The 17,719-nt window shown below is 71.6% G+C and carries 19 protein-coding genes and 2 pseudogenes; 12 read left to right on the plus strand and 9 right to left on the minus strand.

From position 1 onward, the window contains the following. On the plus strand, positions 1-669 hold a 669-nt coding region (locus AB0O67_RS30225; protein WP_365456812.1), incomplete at its 5' end, for an NCS2 family permease. On the opposite strand, the gene AB0O67_RS30230 is transcribed toward AB0O67_RS30225, so the two are convergent. Beyond that, a complete protein-coding gene (locus AB0O67_RS30230; protein ID WP_365456815.1) occupies positions 662-850 on the minus strand; it encodes a ribbon-helix-helix protein, CopG family in 189 nt (62 codons plus the stop codon). The two genes, AB0O67_RS30225 and AB0O67_RS30230, sit on opposite strands and share 8 nt — an antisense overlap. Positions 851-998: 148 nt before the next feature. Between AB0O67_RS30230 and AB0O67_RS30235 the strand changes: the two genes are divergently transcribed. From AB0O67_RS30235 to thpR, 3 genes are read left to right on the plus strand one after another with little or no spacing between them, the layout of a single operon-like run. Then, positions 999-1,436 carry a MarR family transcriptional regulator gene (locus tag AB0O67_RS30235; protein WP_365456818.1) on the plus strand — a complete coding sequence of 146 codons (438 nt, stop codon included), beginning with the start codon at positions 999-1,001 and terminating at the stop codon, positions 1,434-1,436. A gap of 27 nt (positions 1,437-1,463) precedes the next feature. Beyond that, positions 1,464-2,846, plus strand: a complete 1,383-nt coding sequence (locus AB0O67_RS30240; RefSeq protein ID WP_365456821.1) for an MFS transporter — start codon at positions 1,464-1,466, stop codon at positions 2,844-2,846. Positions 2,847-2,884: 38 nt separating this feature from the next. After that, a complete protein-coding gene (gene thpR / locus AB0O67_RS30245; RefSeq protein WP_365456824.1) occupies positions 2,885-3,457 on the plus strand; it encodes an RNA 2',3'-cyclic phosphodiesterase in 573 nt (190 codons plus the stop codon). Between the two features lie 308 nt (positions 3,458-3,765). Here the strand turns inward: thpR and AB0O67_RS30250 are convergent, their stop codons facing one another. Next, on the minus strand, positions 3,766-4,761 hold the full coding sequence (locus AB0O67_RS30250) for an aldo/keto reductase (protein WP_365456827.1): 996 nt from the start codon (positions 4,759-4,761) through the stop codon (positions 3,766-3,768). Positions 4,762-4,806: 45 nt separating this feature from the next. After that, complete coding sequence (locus AB0O67_RS30255; protein WP_365456830.1) at positions 4,807-5,124, minus strand: hypothetical protein; 318 nt, start codon at positions 5,122-5,124, stop codon at positions 4,807-4,809. Positions 5,125-5,183: 59 nt separating this feature from the next. On the opposite strand from AB0O67_RS30255, the pseudogene AB0O67_RS30260 reads away from it, so the two are divergent. Next, a pseudogene (locus AB0O67_RS30260) lies at positions 5,184-5,330 on the plus strand (nucleotidyltransferase); the annotation flags it as partial. Between the two features lie 192 nt (positions 5,331-5,522). Here AB0O67_RS30260 and AB0O67_RS30265 read toward each other — a convergent pair. Continuing rightward, positions 5,523-6,197, minus strand: coding sequence for a GDSL-type esterase/lipase family protein (locus tag AB0O67_RS30265; protein WP_365456833.1), 675 nt, complete (start codon positions 6,195-6,197; stop codon positions 5,523-5,525). Between the two features lie 88 nt (positions 6,198-6,285). On the opposite strand from AB0O67_RS30265, the gene AB0O67_RS30270 reads away from it, so the two are divergent. Next, positions 6,286-7,266, plus strand: coding sequence for a WD40 repeat domain-containing protein (locus AB0O67_RS30270; RefSeq protein ID WP_365456836.1), 981 nt, complete (start codon positions 6,286-6,288; stop codon positions 7,264-7,266). Positions 7,267-7,273: 7 nt separating this feature from the next. Here AB0O67_RS30270 and AB0O67_RS30275 read toward each other — a convergent pair whose 3' ends face one another. Then, positions 7,274-8,044, minus strand: a complete 771-nt coding sequence (locus AB0O67_RS30275) for a TetR/AcrR family transcriptional regulator (RefSeq protein ID WP_365456839.1) — start codon at positions 8,042-8,044, stop codon at positions 7,274-7,276. A gap of 91 nt (positions 8,045-8,135) precedes the next feature. Between AB0O67_RS30275 and AB0O67_RS30280 the strand changes: the two genes are divergently transcribed. Both AB0O67_RS30280 and AB0O67_RS30285 read left to right on the plus strand, forming a co-directional pair. Next, positions 8,136-9,101 (plus strand): ATP-binding cassette domain-containing protein, encoded by a 966-nt coding sequence (locus tag AB0O67_RS30280; RefSeq protein ID WP_365456842.1) that lies wholly within the window; start codon positions 8,136-8,138, stop codon positions 9,099-9,101. Continuing rightward, positions 9,098-9,919 (plus strand): ABC transporter permease, encoded by an 822-nt coding sequence (locus AB0O67_RS30285; RefSeq protein WP_365456845.1) that lies wholly within the window; start codon positions 9,098-9,100, stop codon positions 9,917-9,919. The genes AB0O67_RS30280 and AB0O67_RS30285 overlap by 4 nt, the downstream gene beginning before the upstream one ends. 58 nt (positions 9,920-9,977) lie before the next feature. On the opposite strand, the gene serC is transcribed toward AB0O67_RS30285, so the two are convergent. After that, positions 9,978-11,096, minus strand: coding sequence for a phosphoserine transaminase (gene serC / locus AB0O67_RS30290; protein WP_365456848.1), 1,119 nt, complete (start codon positions 11,094-11,096; stop codon positions 9,978-9,980). Positions 11,097-11,296: 200 nt separating this feature from the next. Here serC and AB0O67_RS30295 point away from each other — a divergent pair, with 200 nt between their 5' ends. Then, the gene (locus tag AB0O67_RS30295) at positions 11,297-12,265 is read left to right on the plus strand and encodes an EamA family transporter (protein ID WP_365456851.1); all 969 of its coding nucleotides are present in this window, start codon (positions 11,297-11,299) and stop codon (positions 12,263-12,265) included. 8 nt (positions 12,266-12,273) lie between these two features. Here the strand turns inward: AB0O67_RS30295 and AB0O67_RS30300 are convergent, their stop codons facing one another. The 3 genes and pseudogenes from AB0O67_RS30300 to AB0O67_RS30310 all read right to left on the minus strand — a co-directional run bounded on the left by AB0O67_RS30300 (position 12,274) and on the right by AB0O67_RS30310 (position 14,094). Continuing rightward, positions 12,274-13,014 carry a class I SAM-dependent methyltransferase gene (locus tag AB0O67_RS30300; protein WP_365456854.1) on the minus strand — a complete coding sequence of 247 codons (741 nt, stop codon included), beginning with the start codon at positions 13,012-13,014 and terminating at the stop codon, positions 12,274-12,276. A gap of 57 nt (positions 13,015-13,071) precedes the next feature. Next, positions 13,072-13,290, minus strand: a complete 219-nt coding sequence (locus tag AB0O67_RS30305; protein ID WP_365456857.1) for a DUF397 domain-containing protein — start codon at positions 13,288-13,290, stop codon at positions 13,072-13,074. After that, positions 13,250-14,094, minus strand: a pseudogene (locus tag AB0O67_RS30310) (helix-turn-helix transcriptional regulator). The gene AB0O67_RS30305 and the pseudogene AB0O67_RS30310 overlap by 41 nt, the downstream one beginning before the upstream one ends. Before the next feature lie 121 nt (positions 14,095-14,215). Here AB0O67_RS30310 and AB0O67_RS30315 point away from each other — a divergent pair. The 3 genes from AB0O67_RS30315 to AB0O67_RS30325 all read left to right on the plus strand — a co-directional run. Beyond that, complete coding sequence (locus AB0O67_RS30315; protein ID WP_365456860.1) at positions 14,216-15,010, plus strand: TIGR03084 family metal-binding protein; 795 nt, start codon at positions 14,216-14,218, stop codon at positions 15,008-15,010. Continuing rightward, positions 15,007-16,689: an acyclic terpene utilization AtuA family protein gene (locus tag AB0O67_RS30320; RefSeq protein ID WP_365456863.1), complete on the plus strand. Its 1,683-nt coding sequence runs from the start codon at positions 15,007-15,009 to the stop codon at positions 16,687-16,689. Before AB0O67_RS30315 ends, AB0O67_RS30320 begins: the two co-directional genes overlap by 4 nt. Next, positions 16,686-17,719 (plus strand): carboxyl transferase domain-containing protein (locus tag AB0O67_RS30325; RefSeq protein WP_365456866.1); only part of this gene is annotated, 1,034 nt, incomplete at its 3' end. The genes AB0O67_RS30320 and AB0O67_RS30325, both read left to right, overlap by 4 nt.

Below are 17,719 nucleotides of genomic sequence, written 5' to 3' on the forward strand. Positions count from 1 at the left end.
CCCCTTGCCACCCCCGACTTCGGCCTGCTCGGTCAGGTGAGCCTGTTCGGCGGCTTCGCCAAGGTCGGCGTGCTGACCGGCATCCTGTTCGTCTTCACGGTCCTGCTGTCGTGCTTCTTCGACGCGATGGGCACGATCATGGGCGTCAGCGACGAGGCCAAGCTGACCGACGCCCAGGGGCAGATGCCGGGCATCAACAAGGTCCTGTTCGTCGACGGCGTCGCCGTCGCCGCGGGTGGTGCCAGCTCCTCCTCGGCGACCACCTGCTTCGTGGAGTCCACGGCGGGCGTCGGCGAGGGTGCCCGTACCGGTTTCGCGAACATCGTCACGGGTGCGCTGTTCGCCGTGGCGCTCTTCCTGACGCCGGTCGCCACCATGGTCCCGTCACAGGCGGCCACGCCCGCGCTGCTCGCGGTCGGCTTCCTGATCCTGGCCGGTTCCATCCGGGAGATCGACTGGGCGGACTACACGATCGCCATCCCGGCCTTCGTGACGATGCTGATGATGCCGTTCACCTACTCGATCACCAACGGCATCGGGATGGGCTTCATCACCTTCGTGGTGCTGCGCCTGGCGGCGGGCCGGGGCCGGGAGGTCCCGGCGGCGATGTACGCCGTGGCGGCGGTCTTCGCCTTCTACTACCTGATGCCGGCGCTGGGCCTCACGTGACCCCGTAGAACCGCTCCGTCTCCTCGACGGCGGCCTCGAACCGCTCGTCGAAGTCATCGCGAATGAGCGTCCGGACGACATAGTCCTGGACGCTCATTCCGCGTTTCGCCGCCCGGTGCCGCAGGCGTTCGAGCAGGTCACCGTCTATTCGCAGGCTGAGCACACTGGTCCCCATGTGCATGAGGGTCGGGGGCGCCGCCGGGCGGCGTGTCACGTTCCGCGGCGGGATCACTCGTATGGGTGAAGCTGGGGTTTCGTGGCGCGTCTCACGGGCATCCAGGCGCGCCCCGAGTGTTCTTTAGGGAGGGTAATGAGTTAAGCTAAAGAACATGCCGGACCTTACGCATGGCGACGACGCTGCCGCCGTGAACTCCCTGCGATCCGCCGTGATGCGGCTGTCCCGTCGGCTCAAGCACCAGCGGGTCGACGAGTCACTGAGCCCGACCGAGATGTCGGTCCTTGGCACCCTCGCGCGTTGCGGCACCGCCACCCCGGGCGAGCTCGCCCGGAAGGAGCACGTGCAGCCGCCGTCGATGACCCGCATCGTCGCGTTGCTGGAGGCCAAGGGGCTGGTCAGGCTGGAGCCGCACCCCGAGGACCGGCGCCAGAAGGTCGTCACGCAGACGGAGCGCGCCGAGGCGATGCTCGAGGAGAGCCGCCGCAAGCGGAACGCGTTCCTGGCCTCGCTGGTCGAGGGACTCGACGAGGACGAGTGGGCGAAACTGCGCGCCGCCGCCCCCGTGCTGGAGAAGCTCGCGCATCTGTAACCGCACCGCCGGAGGAGGCGAACCCTTTTGAGTACGGGATCCGGAGCAGATTCCGCCCCCGCACCGACCACCCACGACACCCAGCCCGTCCCCGATCCACCGGACCTCACGTCCAAGGACACCCGTAAGTCCTCCATGTTCGGCTCGCTGAAGGTTCGGAACTACCGTCTCTTCTTCCTCGGCCAGGTCGTGTCCAACACCGGCACCTGGATGCAGCGCATCGCGCAGGACTGGCTGGTCCTCAGCCTCACCGGCTCCGCGACGGCCGTCGGCTTCACGACGGCGCTCCAGTTCCTGCCGATGCTGTTCTTCGGTCTCTACGGCGGCGTCCTCGTCGACCGCCTCCCCAAGCGCCCCACGCTGATGGTCACCCAGACGGCGATGGCGTTCACGGGCCTGGCTCTCGCCGCCCTGACGCTGACCGGCCACGTCGAGGTCTGGCACGTGTACGTCGCCGCCTTCGCGGTCGGCCTCGCCACGGTCGTGGACAACCCGGCCCGCCAGTCCTTCGTGAGCGAGATGGTCGGTCCCGACCAGCTCCAGAACGCCGTCAGCCTGAACTCCGCGAACTTCCAGTCCGCCCGCATGATCGGCCCCGCCGTCGCCGGCGTGCTGATCACCGGCGTGGGCACGGGCTGGGCGTTCCTCTTCAACGGCCTGTCCTACGTCGCCCCGCTCGTCGGCCTGCTGCTGATGCGGGGGCGTGAACTGCACACCGTCCAGCGGGCCCCCCGCGGCAAGGGGCAGCTGCGGGAGGGCCTGAGGTACGTCGCGGGGCGCCCGGAGCTGATCTGGCCGATCGTGCTGGTCGGCTTCATCGGGACGTTCGCGTTCAACTTCCCGGTCTACCTCTCGGCCTTCGCGGACGACGTCTTCCACGCGGGCGCGGGCACGTACAGCCTGTTCAACACGCTGATGGCGGTCGGCTCGGTGGCCGGAGCGCTGCTCGCCGCGCGCCGGGGCACGGCCCGGATGCGGCTGCTGGCGGTGGCGGCGCTGGTCTTCGGCACGGTGGAGATCGTGGCGGCGGCGACGCCGTCGCTGTGGCTCTTCGCGCTGCTGATGATCCCGCTCGGCGTCTGCGGCATGACGGTCAACGTCACCGCCAACACCGGCATCCAGATGGCCACCGACCCGGCGATGCGGGGCCGTGTCATGGCCCTCTACATGATGGTCTTCCTGGGCGGCTCCCCGGTCGGCGCCCCGCTCGTCGGCTGGGTCACGGACACCTACGGCGCCCGCGTCGGCCTGGCGACCGGCGGCGCGGTCGCGGCCCTGGCCGCCACGGCCATCGGCCTGATCCTGGCCCGCGTCGGCGGCCTGCGGCTGTCGGTGGGCTGGCACCAGGGACATCCGAGGATCCGTTTCGTCCCCAGGGAACGTCAGGAGGAACTGGCTGCGGCGGCGTGACCCGGGGGCGGAGGGGCGCGCCTGGGCAGACTGGGCCCATGAGACTCTTCGCCGCCCTGCTGCCGCCCGAGGACGTCGCCCGGGAACTGGCCCGCGAAGTGACCGGCCTGAAGGGGTTGCCCGGTGCCGACGGACTGCGCTGGACCGGGCCGCCCGGGTGGCACTTCACGCTCGCCTTCTACGGGGAGGTCCACGAGGACCTCGTACCGGAGCTGACGGCGCGGCTCGGGCGGGCCGCGCAGCGCACGGTGGCGTTTCCGCTGGCCGTGCGGGGCGGGGGGCAGTTCGGGCAGGGGCGGGCGCTGTGGGCCGGCGCGGAGGGGGACCTCGCGACGCTGAGGCTGCTGGCCGAGCGGGCGGAGGCGGCGGCGCGCAAGGCGGGGGTGGCGATGGGGGAGCACCGGCGGTACAAGGCCCATCTCACGCTGGCGCGCAGCCGGGAGGCCACGGACGTGCGGGCGTGTCTGGAGGCGCTGGCCGGGTTCACGAGCCGTACCTGGACGGTGGACGAGCTGGCGTTGGTGCGCAGCCACCTGCCGCGGTCCGGGGTGCGGGGTGAGCAGCCGCGCTACGAGACGGTCGCCCGCCGGCCGCTCGGCGGGGCCGGTTAGTCTCGGTACGTGGACCCGAAAACCCGGAACCGGATCATGGCCGGCGCGCTTGTACTCATGTTCGTGGTGGTTGCCTTGGCCTCGGCCGTCAGGTAGCCGTCGACGGGAGGTGCCCAGGGGGCGGGGGCTGCGGGTCGTGTGGCGGCTGGGGGCCGTCCGTGGCTGGTCGCGCGGTTCCCCGCGCCCCTTCAGGGCGTTGGCCGGCCGTCGGGCTTGAGGTGGCCGTTCGTGGGGGGTCAGGGGGCGGGGGCCGTGGGTTGTCCGGCGGCTGGTCGCGCGGTTCCCCGCGCCCCTTCAGGGCGTTCCGGTCACCAGGCGAAGGCCTCCGGTGACGGGCCCGGGCCCGGGAAGATGTCGTCCAGGTCGGTCAGCAGGTCCTCCGGGAGGTCCAGGTCGACGGCCCGCAGCGCGGAGTCGAGCTGGGCGGCGGTGCGGGGGCCGACGATCGGGCCGGTCACGCCGGGGCGAGTGAGCAGCCAGGCCAGGGCGGCCTCGCCGGGTTCCAGCCCGTGCTTGTCGAGCAGGTCCTCGTACGCCTGGATACGCGCGCGTCCGGCCGGGTCGGCGAGGGTGTCGGCGGCCCGCCCGGTGGCACGGCGGCGGCCCTCGACCTCCTTCTTGAGCACACCGCCGAGCAGCCCGCCGTGCAGCGGCGACCACGGGATGACGCCGAGGCCGTAGTCCTGCGCGGCCGGGATGACCTCCATCTCGGCGCGGCGCTCGAAGAGGTTGTAGAGGCACTGCTCGCTGACCAGCCCGATGGTGCCGTTCCGGCGCGCGGCGATCTCGTTGGCCTGGGCGATCTTGTAGCCGGGGAAGTTGCTCGACCCGACGTACAGGATCTTGCCCTGCTGCACCAGGACGTCGATCGCCTGCCAGATCTCGTCGAACGGGGTGTCCCGGTCGATGTGGTGGAACTGGTAGAGGTCGATGTGGTCGGTCTGGAGCCGCTTGAGGCTGGCGTCCACCGCGCGTCGGATGTTCAGCGCGGAGAGCTTGTCGTGGTTGGGCCAGGCGGGGGAGCCGTCGCCCGTCATGTTGCCGTACACCTTGGTGGCGAGGACGACCTTCTCCCGCCGGTCACCCCCCTTGGCGAACCAGTTGCCGATGATGCGTTCGGTACGGCCCTTGTTCTCGCCCCAGCCGTAGACGTTGGCGGTGTCGACGAAGTTGATGCCCGCGTCCAGCGCCGCGTCCATGATCGCGTGGCTGTCGGCCTCGTCCGTCTGCGGGCCGAAGTTCATCGTGCCGAGGACGAGGCGGCTGACCTTGAGTCCGGTGCGTCCGAGCTGCGTGTACTTCATGGTGTCCAAGCCAACGACTTGAAGTGCGCTTCAGGCAAGCCCCGTTCAGCGCGAGACGAGCACCGCGAGCCCCAGGACGACGGCCGGCGTGAGCACCAGCGTGGCCAGATGGGTGAGCAGGGTGCGCCAGAGCGCGAGGACGGAGAACAGCACCAGGCCGCCCGCCAGCCAGCAGCCGAAGGCCTGGATCGCGAGCCCCTCGGCCGCGCTCTCCTGCGCCCCGGTGGTGACCTCGGCGCCCAGGACGCCACCGATCGTCATCAGGAAGAGCCCGCAGCACAGCAGCGGATTCACCACCCCGACGGCGACCGCGAGCGGCCCGTCCGCCCGGCGGACGCCTCTCCACAGTCGTATCGCGCTCATGAGCAGGGAAGCGTACCCGGGGACGATCCCCGTGGGACAGGACGATGGAGGGACTCCTCATGCCGGCCGCCCTGACCGACACCCTGGTACGACTTCTGCGCCGCACGCTCGGCGACCGCGTCCTCGGCGTCGACCTGCACGGTTCGGCCGTCCGCGCGGGCCTTCGTCCGCACAGTGACGTCGATGTTCTCGCCGTCGTGGGCCGGCCGACGACGTATGCCCGACGTGCGGAGCTGGTGCGGGAGTTGTTCGGCGGTCCGGCATGGTGCGGCGGGGCGACACCCGGCCCTGGTCCGGGCGCGGGCCGGGTATCTGGGCCAGGAGACGGCGGCCCCGTCGGGCGCCGCCGCGCGAGCGTGCGCCGGCGCACTCGTACGCGGCTTGCGCGCCGTCGCCGGTCAGCCCTCGTAGTCGGCCCCCAGCCCCCACCCCTGGTACATCGCCTCGGCGAACGCCTGGGCGATCTTGTGCTCGCCGCTCTCGTTCGGGTGGGTGCCGTCGTAGGTGTCCGTGTGGATGTCGTACGACACCGGCGGTGTCGCCAGCAGCAGCGGTGAGCGTGGCTCGTCCAGGTCGGCGACCGCCTTCGCGAGGAGCTCGTTGAAGGCGGCCACCTGCTCGGCGAAGGGGGCGTCCGACGTGCAGCGCACGTTCGGGATCACGGGGAGGACGACGACGCGCACCCGCGGGTTGGCCTCGCGCGCGGCGGCGACGAAGGCGCGGACGTTCTGTGCCGTCTGCTCGGCGTTGGTGTAGAAGCCCAGGTCGATCAGGCCCAGCGAGACCAGCAGCACGTCCGCGCGGCACTCGCGCACCGCCCCGCCGATCAGCGGGGCCATGTGCAGCCAGCCCTCGCCCCAGCCGGCCAGATGGCCGCGGGGGAAGCCGGGTTCCGCGTAGGCGTACGAGTCAGGCGCCTCGGCCGCCTTGTCGTACAGCGTCTCGCGCGGGCCGACGAGCGCGAACGGGCCGCCGTACGTCTCGCACAGGTGCCGCCACATCCGGTAACGCCATGTGTGTTCGCCCGCGCTGCCGATGGTCATGGAGTCGCCTACGGGCATGAACCTGAGCATCCGCTCATGATGGAGGATCGGCGCCGAAGGTGGGGTGTGAGGCCCACCACCCCGGTGAAAAGCCTGGCGGGATGGCAGTCTTGGGGACATGCGCCGCTCTCTCGCCCTCCTCGCCGCTGCCCTCCTCGCGAGCGCGTTCACCGTGCCGACCGCCTCCGCAGCCGACGGGGACGAGGGGTTCACGATCAAGGACCCGCGCATCACCGAGTCCAGTGGTCTCGCCGCGTCCCGCCGGCACCCCGGCATCTACTGGACCCACAACGACAGCGACGACGGCGCCTACCTGTACGCCGTGGACAGCGCGACCGGCGAGACCGTCGCCACCCTCACCCTCACCGGCGTCGGCCGCCCCCGCGACGTCGAGGCCGTCTCCATCGGGCCCGGCAACCAGATCTATGTGGGCGACATCGGCGACAACCTCGGCGGCACCTGGGACCACGTCTGGATCTACCAGCTCCCCGAGCCCAAGGAGCTGAAGGACCAGACCCTGCGGGCCACGCAGTACGTCGTCAAGTACTCCGACGGGCCGCGGGACGCCGAGTCGCTCGTCGTGCACCCCAGGACCGGGCGGGTCTACATCGTCGACAAGAACGAGGCCGGCGGGCACCTCTACGAGGGACCGGCGGAGCTGTCGTCCTCCGGCACGAACGTCTTCGAGCCGATCGCCGCCGTCCCCGACCTGGAGGCCACCGACGCCGCGCTCTCCCCGGACGGCGAACGGCTCGTCGTGCGCAGCTACTTCGGCTCGCTCGCCTACGACTGGAACGACGGCCGCATCAAGCGCACCGGGCGGCTCGGCGTGCCGTCCCTGGGCCAGGGCGAGTCGGTGACGTACACCGCCGACGGGACGAAGGTCATGTTCGGCAACGAGGGCGCCGACAGCTCGGTGGAGCCCCTGGACGCCCCCGGTGCCTCGGCCGACGGGTCCGGCAGGTCCCCGTCCGCGGACGGTGGTTCGGCCGCCGCGGGGAGCGAGGACGGCGGTATCTCGGTCGGCGCCGGGGCCATCGCCGTGGTCGTGGCCTGCGCCCTGATCCTCGGCCTGGGCCGGCTGCGGCGCCGGGGTTAGCCGGCCGCTAGGCCGACGTCCGCCGTTCGGCCACGATCGCCTCCAGGCCGTCCAGGATCCGCTGCAGCCCGAACTCGAAGTGGTCGAAGTCGGCGCCCCAGGTGTTCTCGTCCAGGGACGCCATCACCGGGTAGCGGCCGCTGGCCATGACCTTCTCCAGCACGGGCACCTGCGCCTCCCAGAACTCGGTGTCCGTCAGGCCCGTCCGGTGCTCCGCCTCCTCCTGGTGCACCTGTGTGCGGGCGGCGCCGACCACGTAGGAGTCGACCAGGATGATCGCCGAGACCAGTTCGCGGTCCGGCAGACCCATCGGACGGATGCGGGTGAGGACCTTCTCCATGCCGTCGATGGCGGCGGGGCCGAGGATCGGGCGGGACTGGTTGACGTGCAGCAGCCAGGGGTGGCGGCGGTAGAGCTCGAGGGTGGCGCGGCCCAGCGCCTCCAGGGCGCCGCGCCAGCCGCCGTCGCCGAGGCCGTCCGGGTCGTCCGACGGGCGCTGCACCCGGTCCAGCATCAGATCGAGCAGTTCGGCCTTGCCGGGGACGTAGCGGTACAGCGACATCGCGCCGGTGCCGAGCTCGGCGGCGACGCGCCGCATCGACACCGCGTCCAGGCCCTCCGCGTCCGCCACCCGGACCGCGGCTTCCACGATCCGGTCGAGCGTCAGGCCCGGCTTGGGTCCGCGACTGGGCCGCCGGCCGGTGTCCCACAGCAGTTCCAGGGTCCGCTGGATGTCGCCGCTGCCGCTGGTCTCGGTGCCGCCCTTGCCGCTCGTCATAGGGCTCAGTCTAGGTGCCCGGAGGAAAACTGAGTACGCCGTACGCGTAATCGGGTACGCTGTACCCGGTGAAGAGGAGAAGGGGGATCCCATGAGCGAGGGATACGCCGTGCGGGCCGAGGGTCTGGAGAAGCGCTACGGCGAGAAACGCGCCTTGGACGGCTTCGACCTGACGGTGCGTGAGGGCACCGTGCACGGACTGCTCGGCCCGAACGGCGCGGGCAAGACCACCGCCGTCCGCATCCTGTCCACGCTGCTGCGGCTGGACGGCGGGCGGGCCACGGTGGCCGGACTGGACGTGGCGCGCCAGGCGCGCGAGGTGCGGGCCCGGATCGGGCTCACCGGGCAGTACGCGGCGGTGGACGAGGTGCTCACCGGCCGGCAGAACCTGGAGATGTTCGGCCGGCTGTTCCACCTGGGCGGGAAGCGGGCGAAGCTGCGCGCCGCCGAGCTGCTGGAGCAGTTCGACCTGACCGCCGCCGCCGACAAGGGCGTCGGCGACTACAGCGGCGGCATGCGGCGCCGCCTCGACCTCGCCGCGTCGATGATCCTGGCCCCGGCGGTCCTCTTCCTCGACGAGCCGACGACGGGCCTGGACCCGCGCAGCCGAGGCGAGGTCTGGGACTCGGTGCGGGAGCTGGTGGCGGGCGGCACGACGGTGCTGCTGACCACCCAGTATCTGGAGGAGGCCGACAAGCTGGCCTCCCGCGTCACCGTCATCGACCAGGGGCGTGCCATCGCCGACGACACCCCGGACGGACTGAAGAACCGGATCGGCGGCGACCGGATCGAGGTCGTGGTCGCCGAGCGGTCGGACATCGCGCGGGCGGTGAAGGTGGTCGCCCGGGTCTCCGACGGCGAGCCGGAGACGGACGAGAGCGAGTTGCGGGTGCACGCGGCCGTCACGGACCGGGTGACCGCGCTGACGGACGTCGCCCGCACCCTCCAGGACGAGGGCGTCCGCGTCGAGGACATCGGGCTGCGCAGGCCGAGCCTCGACGACGTGTTCCTGCGCCTGACCGGACACCGCACGGAAGCGAAGGAGCCCCCCGCATGACCGCCGCCGACCTGGCAGGCCCGGCCACCCGCGGACGGACGTACTGGCTGCTCGCCGACTGCTGGAACATCGTCCGCCGCGGCCTGACCCACTACCGGCGCCAGCCCGTCAACATCGCCTGGCAGCTGGGCTTCCCCATTCTCTCCGTCCTCCTGTACGGCTATGTCTTCGGCAGCGCCATGAGGGTGCCCGGCGGCGGGGACTACAAGGACTTCCTGATGCCGGGCATGTTCGTGATGACGATGGCCTTCGGCTTCATCAACACCGCCACGGTCGTGGTGTACGACTCGACCAAGGGCGTCATCGACCGGTTCCGCTCGATGCCGATGGCTTCCTCGGCGGTGGTCGCCGGGCGCGGGGTGACCGATCTGCTCGTGGCCTGCGCGGAGTTGGCCATCATGATGCTGACCGCGTTCGCCATGGGCTGGCGGCCGGACGGCGGCCTGGGCTTCCTCGCCGCGTTCGGGCTGCTGCTGTGGCTGAGGTTCGCGCTGATCTGGATCGGTGTGTGGCTCGGCCTGCTCGTGCCCAACCCGGAGGCGGCCGGCGGGCTGTTCGCGGTGGCCTTCCCGCTGACGATGATCTCCAGCATCTTCGTCGCCCCGCAGCTGATGCCCGACTGGCTGGGCTGGGTGGCGGCGTGGAACCCCATCTCCTCGACGGCCGCGGCCACCCGTGAGCTGTTCGGGACGCCGGTCGGCGGAGGCGACTCCTGGATCGAGCAGCACGCGCTGCTGATGGCGGGCGTGTGGCCGATGGTGCTGACCCTGGTCTTCCTGCCGCTCGCGGTACGCCGCTTCCAGAAGCTGAGCCGGTAGGCCGCCTGCGGCGATGGCCCGGAGCGACGCTCCGGGCCCTTCCTGGTGCCGCGTTCGGCTACAGCTGCTCGATCACGTAGTCGACGCACTTCGTCAGCGCCTCGACGTCCGCCGGGTCGATCGCCGGGAACATCGCGACCCGGAGCTGGTTGCGGCCGAGTTTGCGGTAGGGCTCGGTGTCGACGATGCCGTTGGCGCGCAGCACCTTGGCGACGGCCGCCGCGTCCACCTCGTCGGTGAAGTCGATCGTGCCGATGACGTGCGAGCGCTTGGCCGGGTCGGCGACGAACGGGTTGGCGTACTTGCTGTCCTCGGCCCAGCCGTACAGCGTGCGCGCGGAGGTCGACGTACGCCGCACCGCCCAGTCCAGACCGCCCTGGCCCCGCAGCCAGTCCAACTGCTCCTTCAGCAGGAAGAGGGTGGCGAGCGCGGGGGTGTTGTACGTCTGGTTCTTGCGGGAGTTGTCGATCGCCGTCGGCAGGCTGAAGAACTCCGGCACGTGCCGCCCCGACGCGTGGACGCGCTCGGCGCGCTCGATCGCGGCGGGGGAGAAGACGCCGATCCACAGTCCGCCGTCGGAGGCGAAGGACTTCTGCGGGGCGAAGTAGTAGACGTCCGTCTCGGACACGTCGACCGGCAGACCGCCGGCGCCGCTCGTCGCGTCCACGAGGACCAGCGCGCCCTCGTCGGCGCCGGCCACCCGCTTGATGGGCATGGCGACGCCGGTCGAGGTCTCGTTGTGGGTGAACGCGTAGACGTCCACGCCTGCCGTGGCCCGCGGCTCGGGGTGCGTGCCCGGGTCGGAGGCGATGATGTCGGGCTCGGCCAGCCAGGGGGCGAGCTTGGCCGCCTTGGCGAACTTGGAGCTGAACTCGCCGAAGGACAGGTGCTGCGACCTGTTCTCGATCAGGCCGTGCGTCGCGATGTCCCAGAACGCGGTCGAGCCGCCGTTGCCGAGGATCACCTCGTAGCCGTCGGGGAGCTGGAACAGCTCGCGGATGCCCTCGCGCACCGCGCCGACCAGGTTCTTGACCGGTGCCTGCCGGTGGGAGGTGCCCAGGAGAGACGTGCCGGTCGCGGCCAGGGCGTCCAGCGCCTCCGTCCGCACCTTGGAGGGACCCGCGCCGAAACGACCGTCCGCGGGCTTGATGTCAGAGGGAATCCGGATCTCAGCCACGAGGGGAGACTAGCCGCTGGGGGAAACCTGGTCGAAGCGTCGTCCGTCGGATGAGACGGCGTTTCGCGCGGGCGGCGGGGGAGGGCACAGTGGTCAGTGGCAAAACGAGTTCACACGCCTGACCAAGTCCATTACCCTGGACTGGCAAGTACAGCAAGATGAACGTTCCCCGGATCCGTCCCCGTCCTTTGGAAGGCCCCGTGAGCACCCCCAGCGCCACCCCCTCGTCCCCGGCGGCGTCGCCGTCGTCCGCGTCGACCGCGGCGAGCGCGCCCTCGCCGGTCCAGGGGCGGCAGGACGGTCGCTTCGGGGGCTCCCTCGGTCCCGTCGGCCTGGTGCTGGCGGGAGGGCTGTCGGTGCAGTTCGGCGGTGCCCTCGCGGTCAGCCTGATGCCGCGGGCCGGCGCGCTCGGCATCGTGACGCTACGGCTGGCGGTGGCGGCGATCGTGCTCATGCTGGTGTGCCGGCCCCGGCTGCGCGGGCACTCGCGCACCGACTGGGGCACGGTCGTCGTCTTCGGCATCACCATGGGCGCGATGAACGGCCTCTTCTACCAGGCTGTGGACCGGATTCCGCTCGGTCCTGCGGTCACCCTGGAGGTGCTCGGCCCGCTCGCCCTGTCCGTCCTCGCCTCCCGGCGGGCGATCAACTTCGTCTGGGCGGGCCTGGCCCTGGGCGGTGTCTTCCTGCTCGGCGGCGGGAACTTCGACAGCCTCGACCCGGTCGGCGCGGCCTTCGCGCTGGGGGCGGGCGCGATGTGGGCGGCGTACATCCTCTTCAGCGCGCGAACGGGTCGCCGCTTCCCGCAGGCCGACGGGCTGGCGCTCGCCATGGTGGTCGCGGCGGTGCTGTTCCTGCCGCTGGGCGTCGCGGAGTCGGGCACGAAGCTGCTGGACCCGGAGATCCTCGCCCTCGGCGCGGCCGTCGCGGTGATGTCGTCCGTCCTGCCCTACACCCTCGAACTCCTCGCCCTGCGCCGCCTGCCCGCCCCCACGTTCGCCATCCTCATGAGCCTGGAACCCGCCATCGCCGCGACGGCCGGCTTCCTGGTCCTGAACCAGTCCCTGACCGCCATGGAGGCCGCGGCCATCGCCCTGGTCATCGCGGCAAGCATGGGCGCGGTGCGGACGCAGGTGGGGCGCCGCAAGCTGGTGTCGCCGGAGGCCTGATCGGCGGGTCAGGCCCCGGTCCGCTCCCACACCGAGACATGGCTTCGGCTCTCGCCCGAGAACGGCGTCCCCGTCCAGTCCTCCCACCGGGCGCGCAGGCGCATTCCGGCCAGCCGGGCCATCAGGTCCAGCTCGGAGGGCCAGACGTACCGGAACGGGATGGAGCGGAACGAGCCCCGTCCGCCCTCGACCTTGACGTGGTGCGAACTCATCGCCTGGGTGGCGAGGTCGTAGGTGTCGAAGCCCACCCGGTCGTCGCCCACGTGGAACGGCACGGTGTTCTGCCCGGGCGGCAGCCGGCGGAGGTCGGGCACCATCACCTCGACGACGAAGCAGCCGCCCGGGGTCAGGTGCCCGGCGGCGTTGCGGAAGCAGTCCACCTGGGCGTCCTGCGAGGTCAGGTTCATGATCGTGTTGAAGACGAGGTAGGCCACGGAGAAGGTGCCGGCCACCTTCGTCGTCGCGAAGTCCCCGATGGTCAGCCCGATCGCCGCGCCGCCGGGCTTCTCGCGCAGCCGCGCCACCATCGCCCGGGACATGTCGATCCCGTGCACCTCGACGCCCCGCTGCGAGAGCGGCAGTGCGATCCGTCCGGTGCCGACGCCCAGTTCGAGCGCCCGCCCGTCGCCGGCCAGCTCCGCCAGCACCTCCACGGCCGGCCTCACCACGTCCGGCGCGAACATCTCCACCGAGGAGTCGTCGTAGCTCGCCGCCACGGGATCCCCGAAGTAACCGTCGTCATCGACCATCGGGGGACCGTACTGCGCGCCGGGCGGGCCATGCGCGCGAATTTCGCGGCCGACGGCTCACGCCGGACGCGACGCAAGCTCTCCTTGAGCCGCCGCAGTGACGAACGCGGTGAACGCGTTCACGGTGAGGGTGAGGCTGCCGTGGCTCGGGCTCTTGGAGTCACGGATCGCTATGTGAGCGGCTAGGTCGGCGACTTCGACGCACTGACCGCCGGTGTCACCGCTGTAGGACGACTTACGCCAGGCCGCGCCCGTCAGGTTCAGGTTGGTTCCCATACCGCTCCTCCATCACGCGGGCGATCAGAGCCGCCGAGTCGTCCACGGACAGAGCGGCGGCCTGCAAGTGATCGTAACGGACCGAACCCTCCTTGACTGCTTCAGGATTGGCCGTCATGTGGCCCTGGACGAAGTCCTCGGTGTAGACGACGTCCGGATCGTCCTCGAAGCGCAGAAGGTTGAACGAGCCCATCAGCCCGGCATGCGTCCCGGCTTCGAAGGGCAGCATCTGGATCTCCAGCCACTTGCGTCTCTGCAAGGAGAGTAGGTGCCTCAACTGGTCGCGCATGACCTCTCGGCCCCCGACCTTCTGATGCAGCACCGCCTCACTCAGCACCACCCAGGTCACCGGGGGCTGCTCGCTTCCAGCACACGCTGGCGATCGAGCCGGGCGGCGACCCTGCCGTCGAGGTCGCTGGCGTTTCGAGCCCCGAGCACCGCGCGGGCGTACGTCTCTGTCTGGAGAAGTCCATCCACCAACTGCGCCTGGAACGAGGAGATGTACCCCGCCCTCCCCTCCATCTCCGCATACGGCTGAAACCACCCCGGCAGCTGACTCCGCAGCACCAACCCCACGAGCCGTGAGAACAACCCGTCCGTCCCCAGCGCCGCGTCCACCCGTTCCGAGAAGTCCCGTTGGGGAACCTTCGCCGCCGTCTCGATCTGCCCGATCAGTGACCCCGTGCAGAAGACGACCGAGCCGAGCTGCGCCAGCGTCAGTCCCGCCGCCTCCCGGCAGCGCCGCAGCTCGTAGCCGTAGTAGTCCAACGGCGACGCACTCGGGTCCAGTTCACGACTCCGCATCTCGAACCACCTCCCGTGACCGAGAGTAGCCGCACGGACGCGTACGGGCGCCGTCGTTTCGGGAAACAAAATCATGCAAGCGTGCTTGATTTGCTTCCGGGTCGCTGCCACGCTCCTGCCCATGGCCGACCCAACGCCCGTCTTCGACGACCTGCGTGCGGAGAGCGACGAACTCGACGCAGTCGTCGCCGACTTGGAAGCGGAGCGCTGGACGCTCCCGACCCCCGCGCCCCGCTGGAGCGTCGCCCACCAGATCGCCCACCTCGCCTGGACCGACCGCTCCGCCCTGCTCGCCGTCACCGACGAGGACGCGTTCCGGACGCTCGTGGAGAAGGCCCTCACCGCGCCGGACTCGTTCGTGGACGACGGCGCCGACGAGGGGGCGCGGCTCCCGCCCGCCGAGCTGCTCGCCAGCTGGCGGCAGGGACGCGCCGCCCTGGACGCCGCGTTGCGCGCCGCCCCGCCCGGCGCGCGTTTCCCCTGGTACGGCCCGCCCATGTCCGCCGCCTCCATCGCCACCGGACGGATCATGGAGACCTGGGCCCACGGCCAGGACATCGCCGACGCCCTCGGTGTGGTGCGCGCCCCCACGGACCGGCTCAAGCACGTCGTCCGAATCGGCGTCCGCGCCCGCGACTTCGCCTTCGCCGCGCACGGCCTGCCCGCGCCCGGCGAGGAGTTCCGCGTCGAACTGACCGCCCCGTCGGGCGAACTGCTGACCTACGGCCCCGAGGACGCCGCCCAGCGTGTCACCGGACCCGCCCTCGACTTCGCGCTCCTGGTCACCCAGCGCGTCCACCGCGACGACGTGGACGTGCGCGCCGAAGGCTCCGACGCCGACCGTTGGCTCGGCATCGCCCAGGCCTTCGCGGGCCCGCCCGGCGACGGCCGCCCGCCGAGGGAGGACGCCCGGTGACACTGCGCATCGGCAACGCCTCCGGCTTCTACGGAGACCGCTTCGACGCCCTGCGCGAGATGCTCACCGGCGGCGAACTCGACGTCCTCACCGGCGACTACCTGGCCGAGCTGACCATGCTCATCCTGGCCCGCGACCGCCTGAAGGACCCCGGCGCCGGGTACGCCCGCACCTTCCTGCGCCAGCTGGAGGAGTGCCTCGGCCTCGCCCATGACCGGGGCGTCCGCGTCGTCACCAACGCCGGCGGCCTCAACCCGGCCGGTCTCGCCGACGCCGTACGGCGGCTGGCCGACCGCCTCGGCATACCCGTGCGGGTCGCGCACGTCGAGGGCGACGACCTCACGGCCGCTCACCCCGGCACCCTCGCCGCCCACGCCTACCTCGGCGGCTTCGGCATCGCCGCCTGCCTGAAGGAGGGCGCCGACATCGTGGTCACCGGCCGGGTGACCGACGCGGCGCTCGTCACCGGGCCCGCCGCCGCGCACTTCGGCTGGCGGCCGGGGGATCACGACCGTCTCGCGGGCGCCGTCGTCGCCGGTCACGTCCTGGAGTGCGGCACCCAGGCCACCGGCGGCAACTACGCCTTCTTCCCGGAACGGCAGGCCGATCTCCGCCGCCCCGGGTTCCCGCTCGCCGAGATCCACGCCGACGGCACCTCCGTCATCACCAAGCACCCCGGCACCGGCGGCTTCGTCGACGCCGGCACGGTCACCGCCCAGCTCCTCTACGAGACCGGCGCCGCCCGCTACCCAGGACCGGACGTCACCGCCCGCCTCGACACCGTCCGCCTCACCCAGGAGGCCCCGGACCGCGTCCGTGTCGAGGGTGTCCGAGGCGAGGCCCCACCGCCCACGCTCAAGGTCGGCCTCAACCGTCTCGGCGGCTTCCGCAACGAGGTCACCTTCGTCCTGACCGGCCTCGACATCGAGGCCAAGGCCGGCCTCGTCAGACGGCAGATGGCGGACGCCCTCGCCAAGTCACCGCCCGCAGGGATCCGTTGGGACCTCGTCCGCACCGACCGGCCCGACGCCGACACCGAGGAGACGGCCAGCGCCCTGCTCCGGCTCGTCGTGCGCGACGCGGACCAGGAGACCGTCGGCCGGGCCCTCGGCGCCGCCGCCGTCGAACTGGCCCTCGCCAGCTACCCCGGCTTCCATGTGCTGGCACCCCCCGGCAAGGGCACCCCCTACGGGGTCTTCGAGGACGTGTACGTCTCCCAGGCCGACGTCCCGCACACGGCGGTCCTGCACGACGGACGCCGTGTTCCCGTGGACCCGCCGCAGGACACCCTCGTACCGGAACCGGTCGAGGAACCACCGCTTCCCCAGCCCCTGCCGGCCACCACCCCCACCCGCCGCGCCCCCCTCGGTCTCGTCGCCGGTGCCCGCAGCGGGGACAAGGGCGGGCACGCCAACGTCGGCGTGTGGGCCCGTACCGACGAGGCCTGGCGGTGGCTCGCGCACGAGCTGACCGCCGAGCGCTTCCAGGAACTGCTCCCCGAGAGCCGCCCCCTGCCGGTCACCCGCCACGTCCTGCCGAACCTGCGCGCCCTCAACTTCGTCGTCGAGAACATCCTCGGCGAGGGCGTCGCCGCGCAGGCCCGCTTCGACCCGCAGGCCAAGGCACTCGGCGAATGGCTGCGCTCCCGCCACCTGGACATCCCGGAGGCCCTCCTGTGACCGTCCTGTCCTCCGCTTTGGACACCACGAGCCCCGACTACCGGGCCCACCGCGACGCGATGCTCGCCAAGCTCGCCGACCTGGACGCCGAACACGCCAAGGCCCTCGCGGGCGGCGGCGAGAAGTACGTGGCGCGGCACCGAAAGCGCGGCAAGCTCCTCGCCCGCGAGCGCATCGAGCTGCTCCTCGACCCGGACACGCCCTTCCTGGAGCTGTCCCCGCTGGCCGCCTGGGGCAGCGACCACACCGTCGGGGCCTCCCTCGTCACCGGCATCGGCGTCGTCGAGGGCGTCGAGTGCCTGATCACCGCCAACGACCCGACCGTACGGGGCGGCGCGAGCAACCCGTGGAGCCTGAAGAAGGCCCTGCGCGCCAACGACATCGCCCTCGCCAACCGCCTGCCCTGCGTCAGCCTCGTCGAGTCGGGCGGCGCCGACCTGCCCTCCCAGAAGGAGATCTTCATCCCCGGGGGCGCGATCTTCCGGGACCTGACGCGGCTGTCGGCGGCCGGCATCCCGACCGTCGCCGTCGTCTTCGGCAACTCCACGGCCGGCGGCGCGTACATCCCCGGCATGTCCGACCACGTGATCATGGTCAAGGAGCGCGCCAAGGTGTTCCTCGGCGGCCCGCCCCTGGTGAAGATGGCGACGGGTGAGGAGAGCGACGACGAGTCCCTGGGCGGCGCCGACATGCACGCGCGTGTGTCGGGGCTCGCGGACTACTTCGCCGTGGACGAACCGGACGCGCTCCGCCAGGCGCGGCGCGTCCTCGCCCGCCTCAACCACCGCAAGGCGTACGGGGATCCCGGCCCCGCGGAGCCCCCCAAGTACGACCCGGACGAGCTGCTCGGCATCGTCCCCGGCGATCTCAAGGTCCCCTTCGACCCGCGCGAGGTCGTCGCCCGGATCGTCGACGCCTCCGACTTCGACGAGTTCAAGCCGCTGTACGGGAGCAGCCTGGCCACCGGCTGGGCGACCCTGCACGGCTACCCCGTGGGCATCCTAGCCAACGCCCAAGGGGTGCTCTTCAG

The organism is Streptomyces sp. NPDC086077 (assembly GCF_040686175.1).
Taxonomy (GTDB): domain Bacteria; phylum Actinomycetota; class Actinomycetes; order Streptomycetales; family Streptomycetaceae; genus Streptomyces.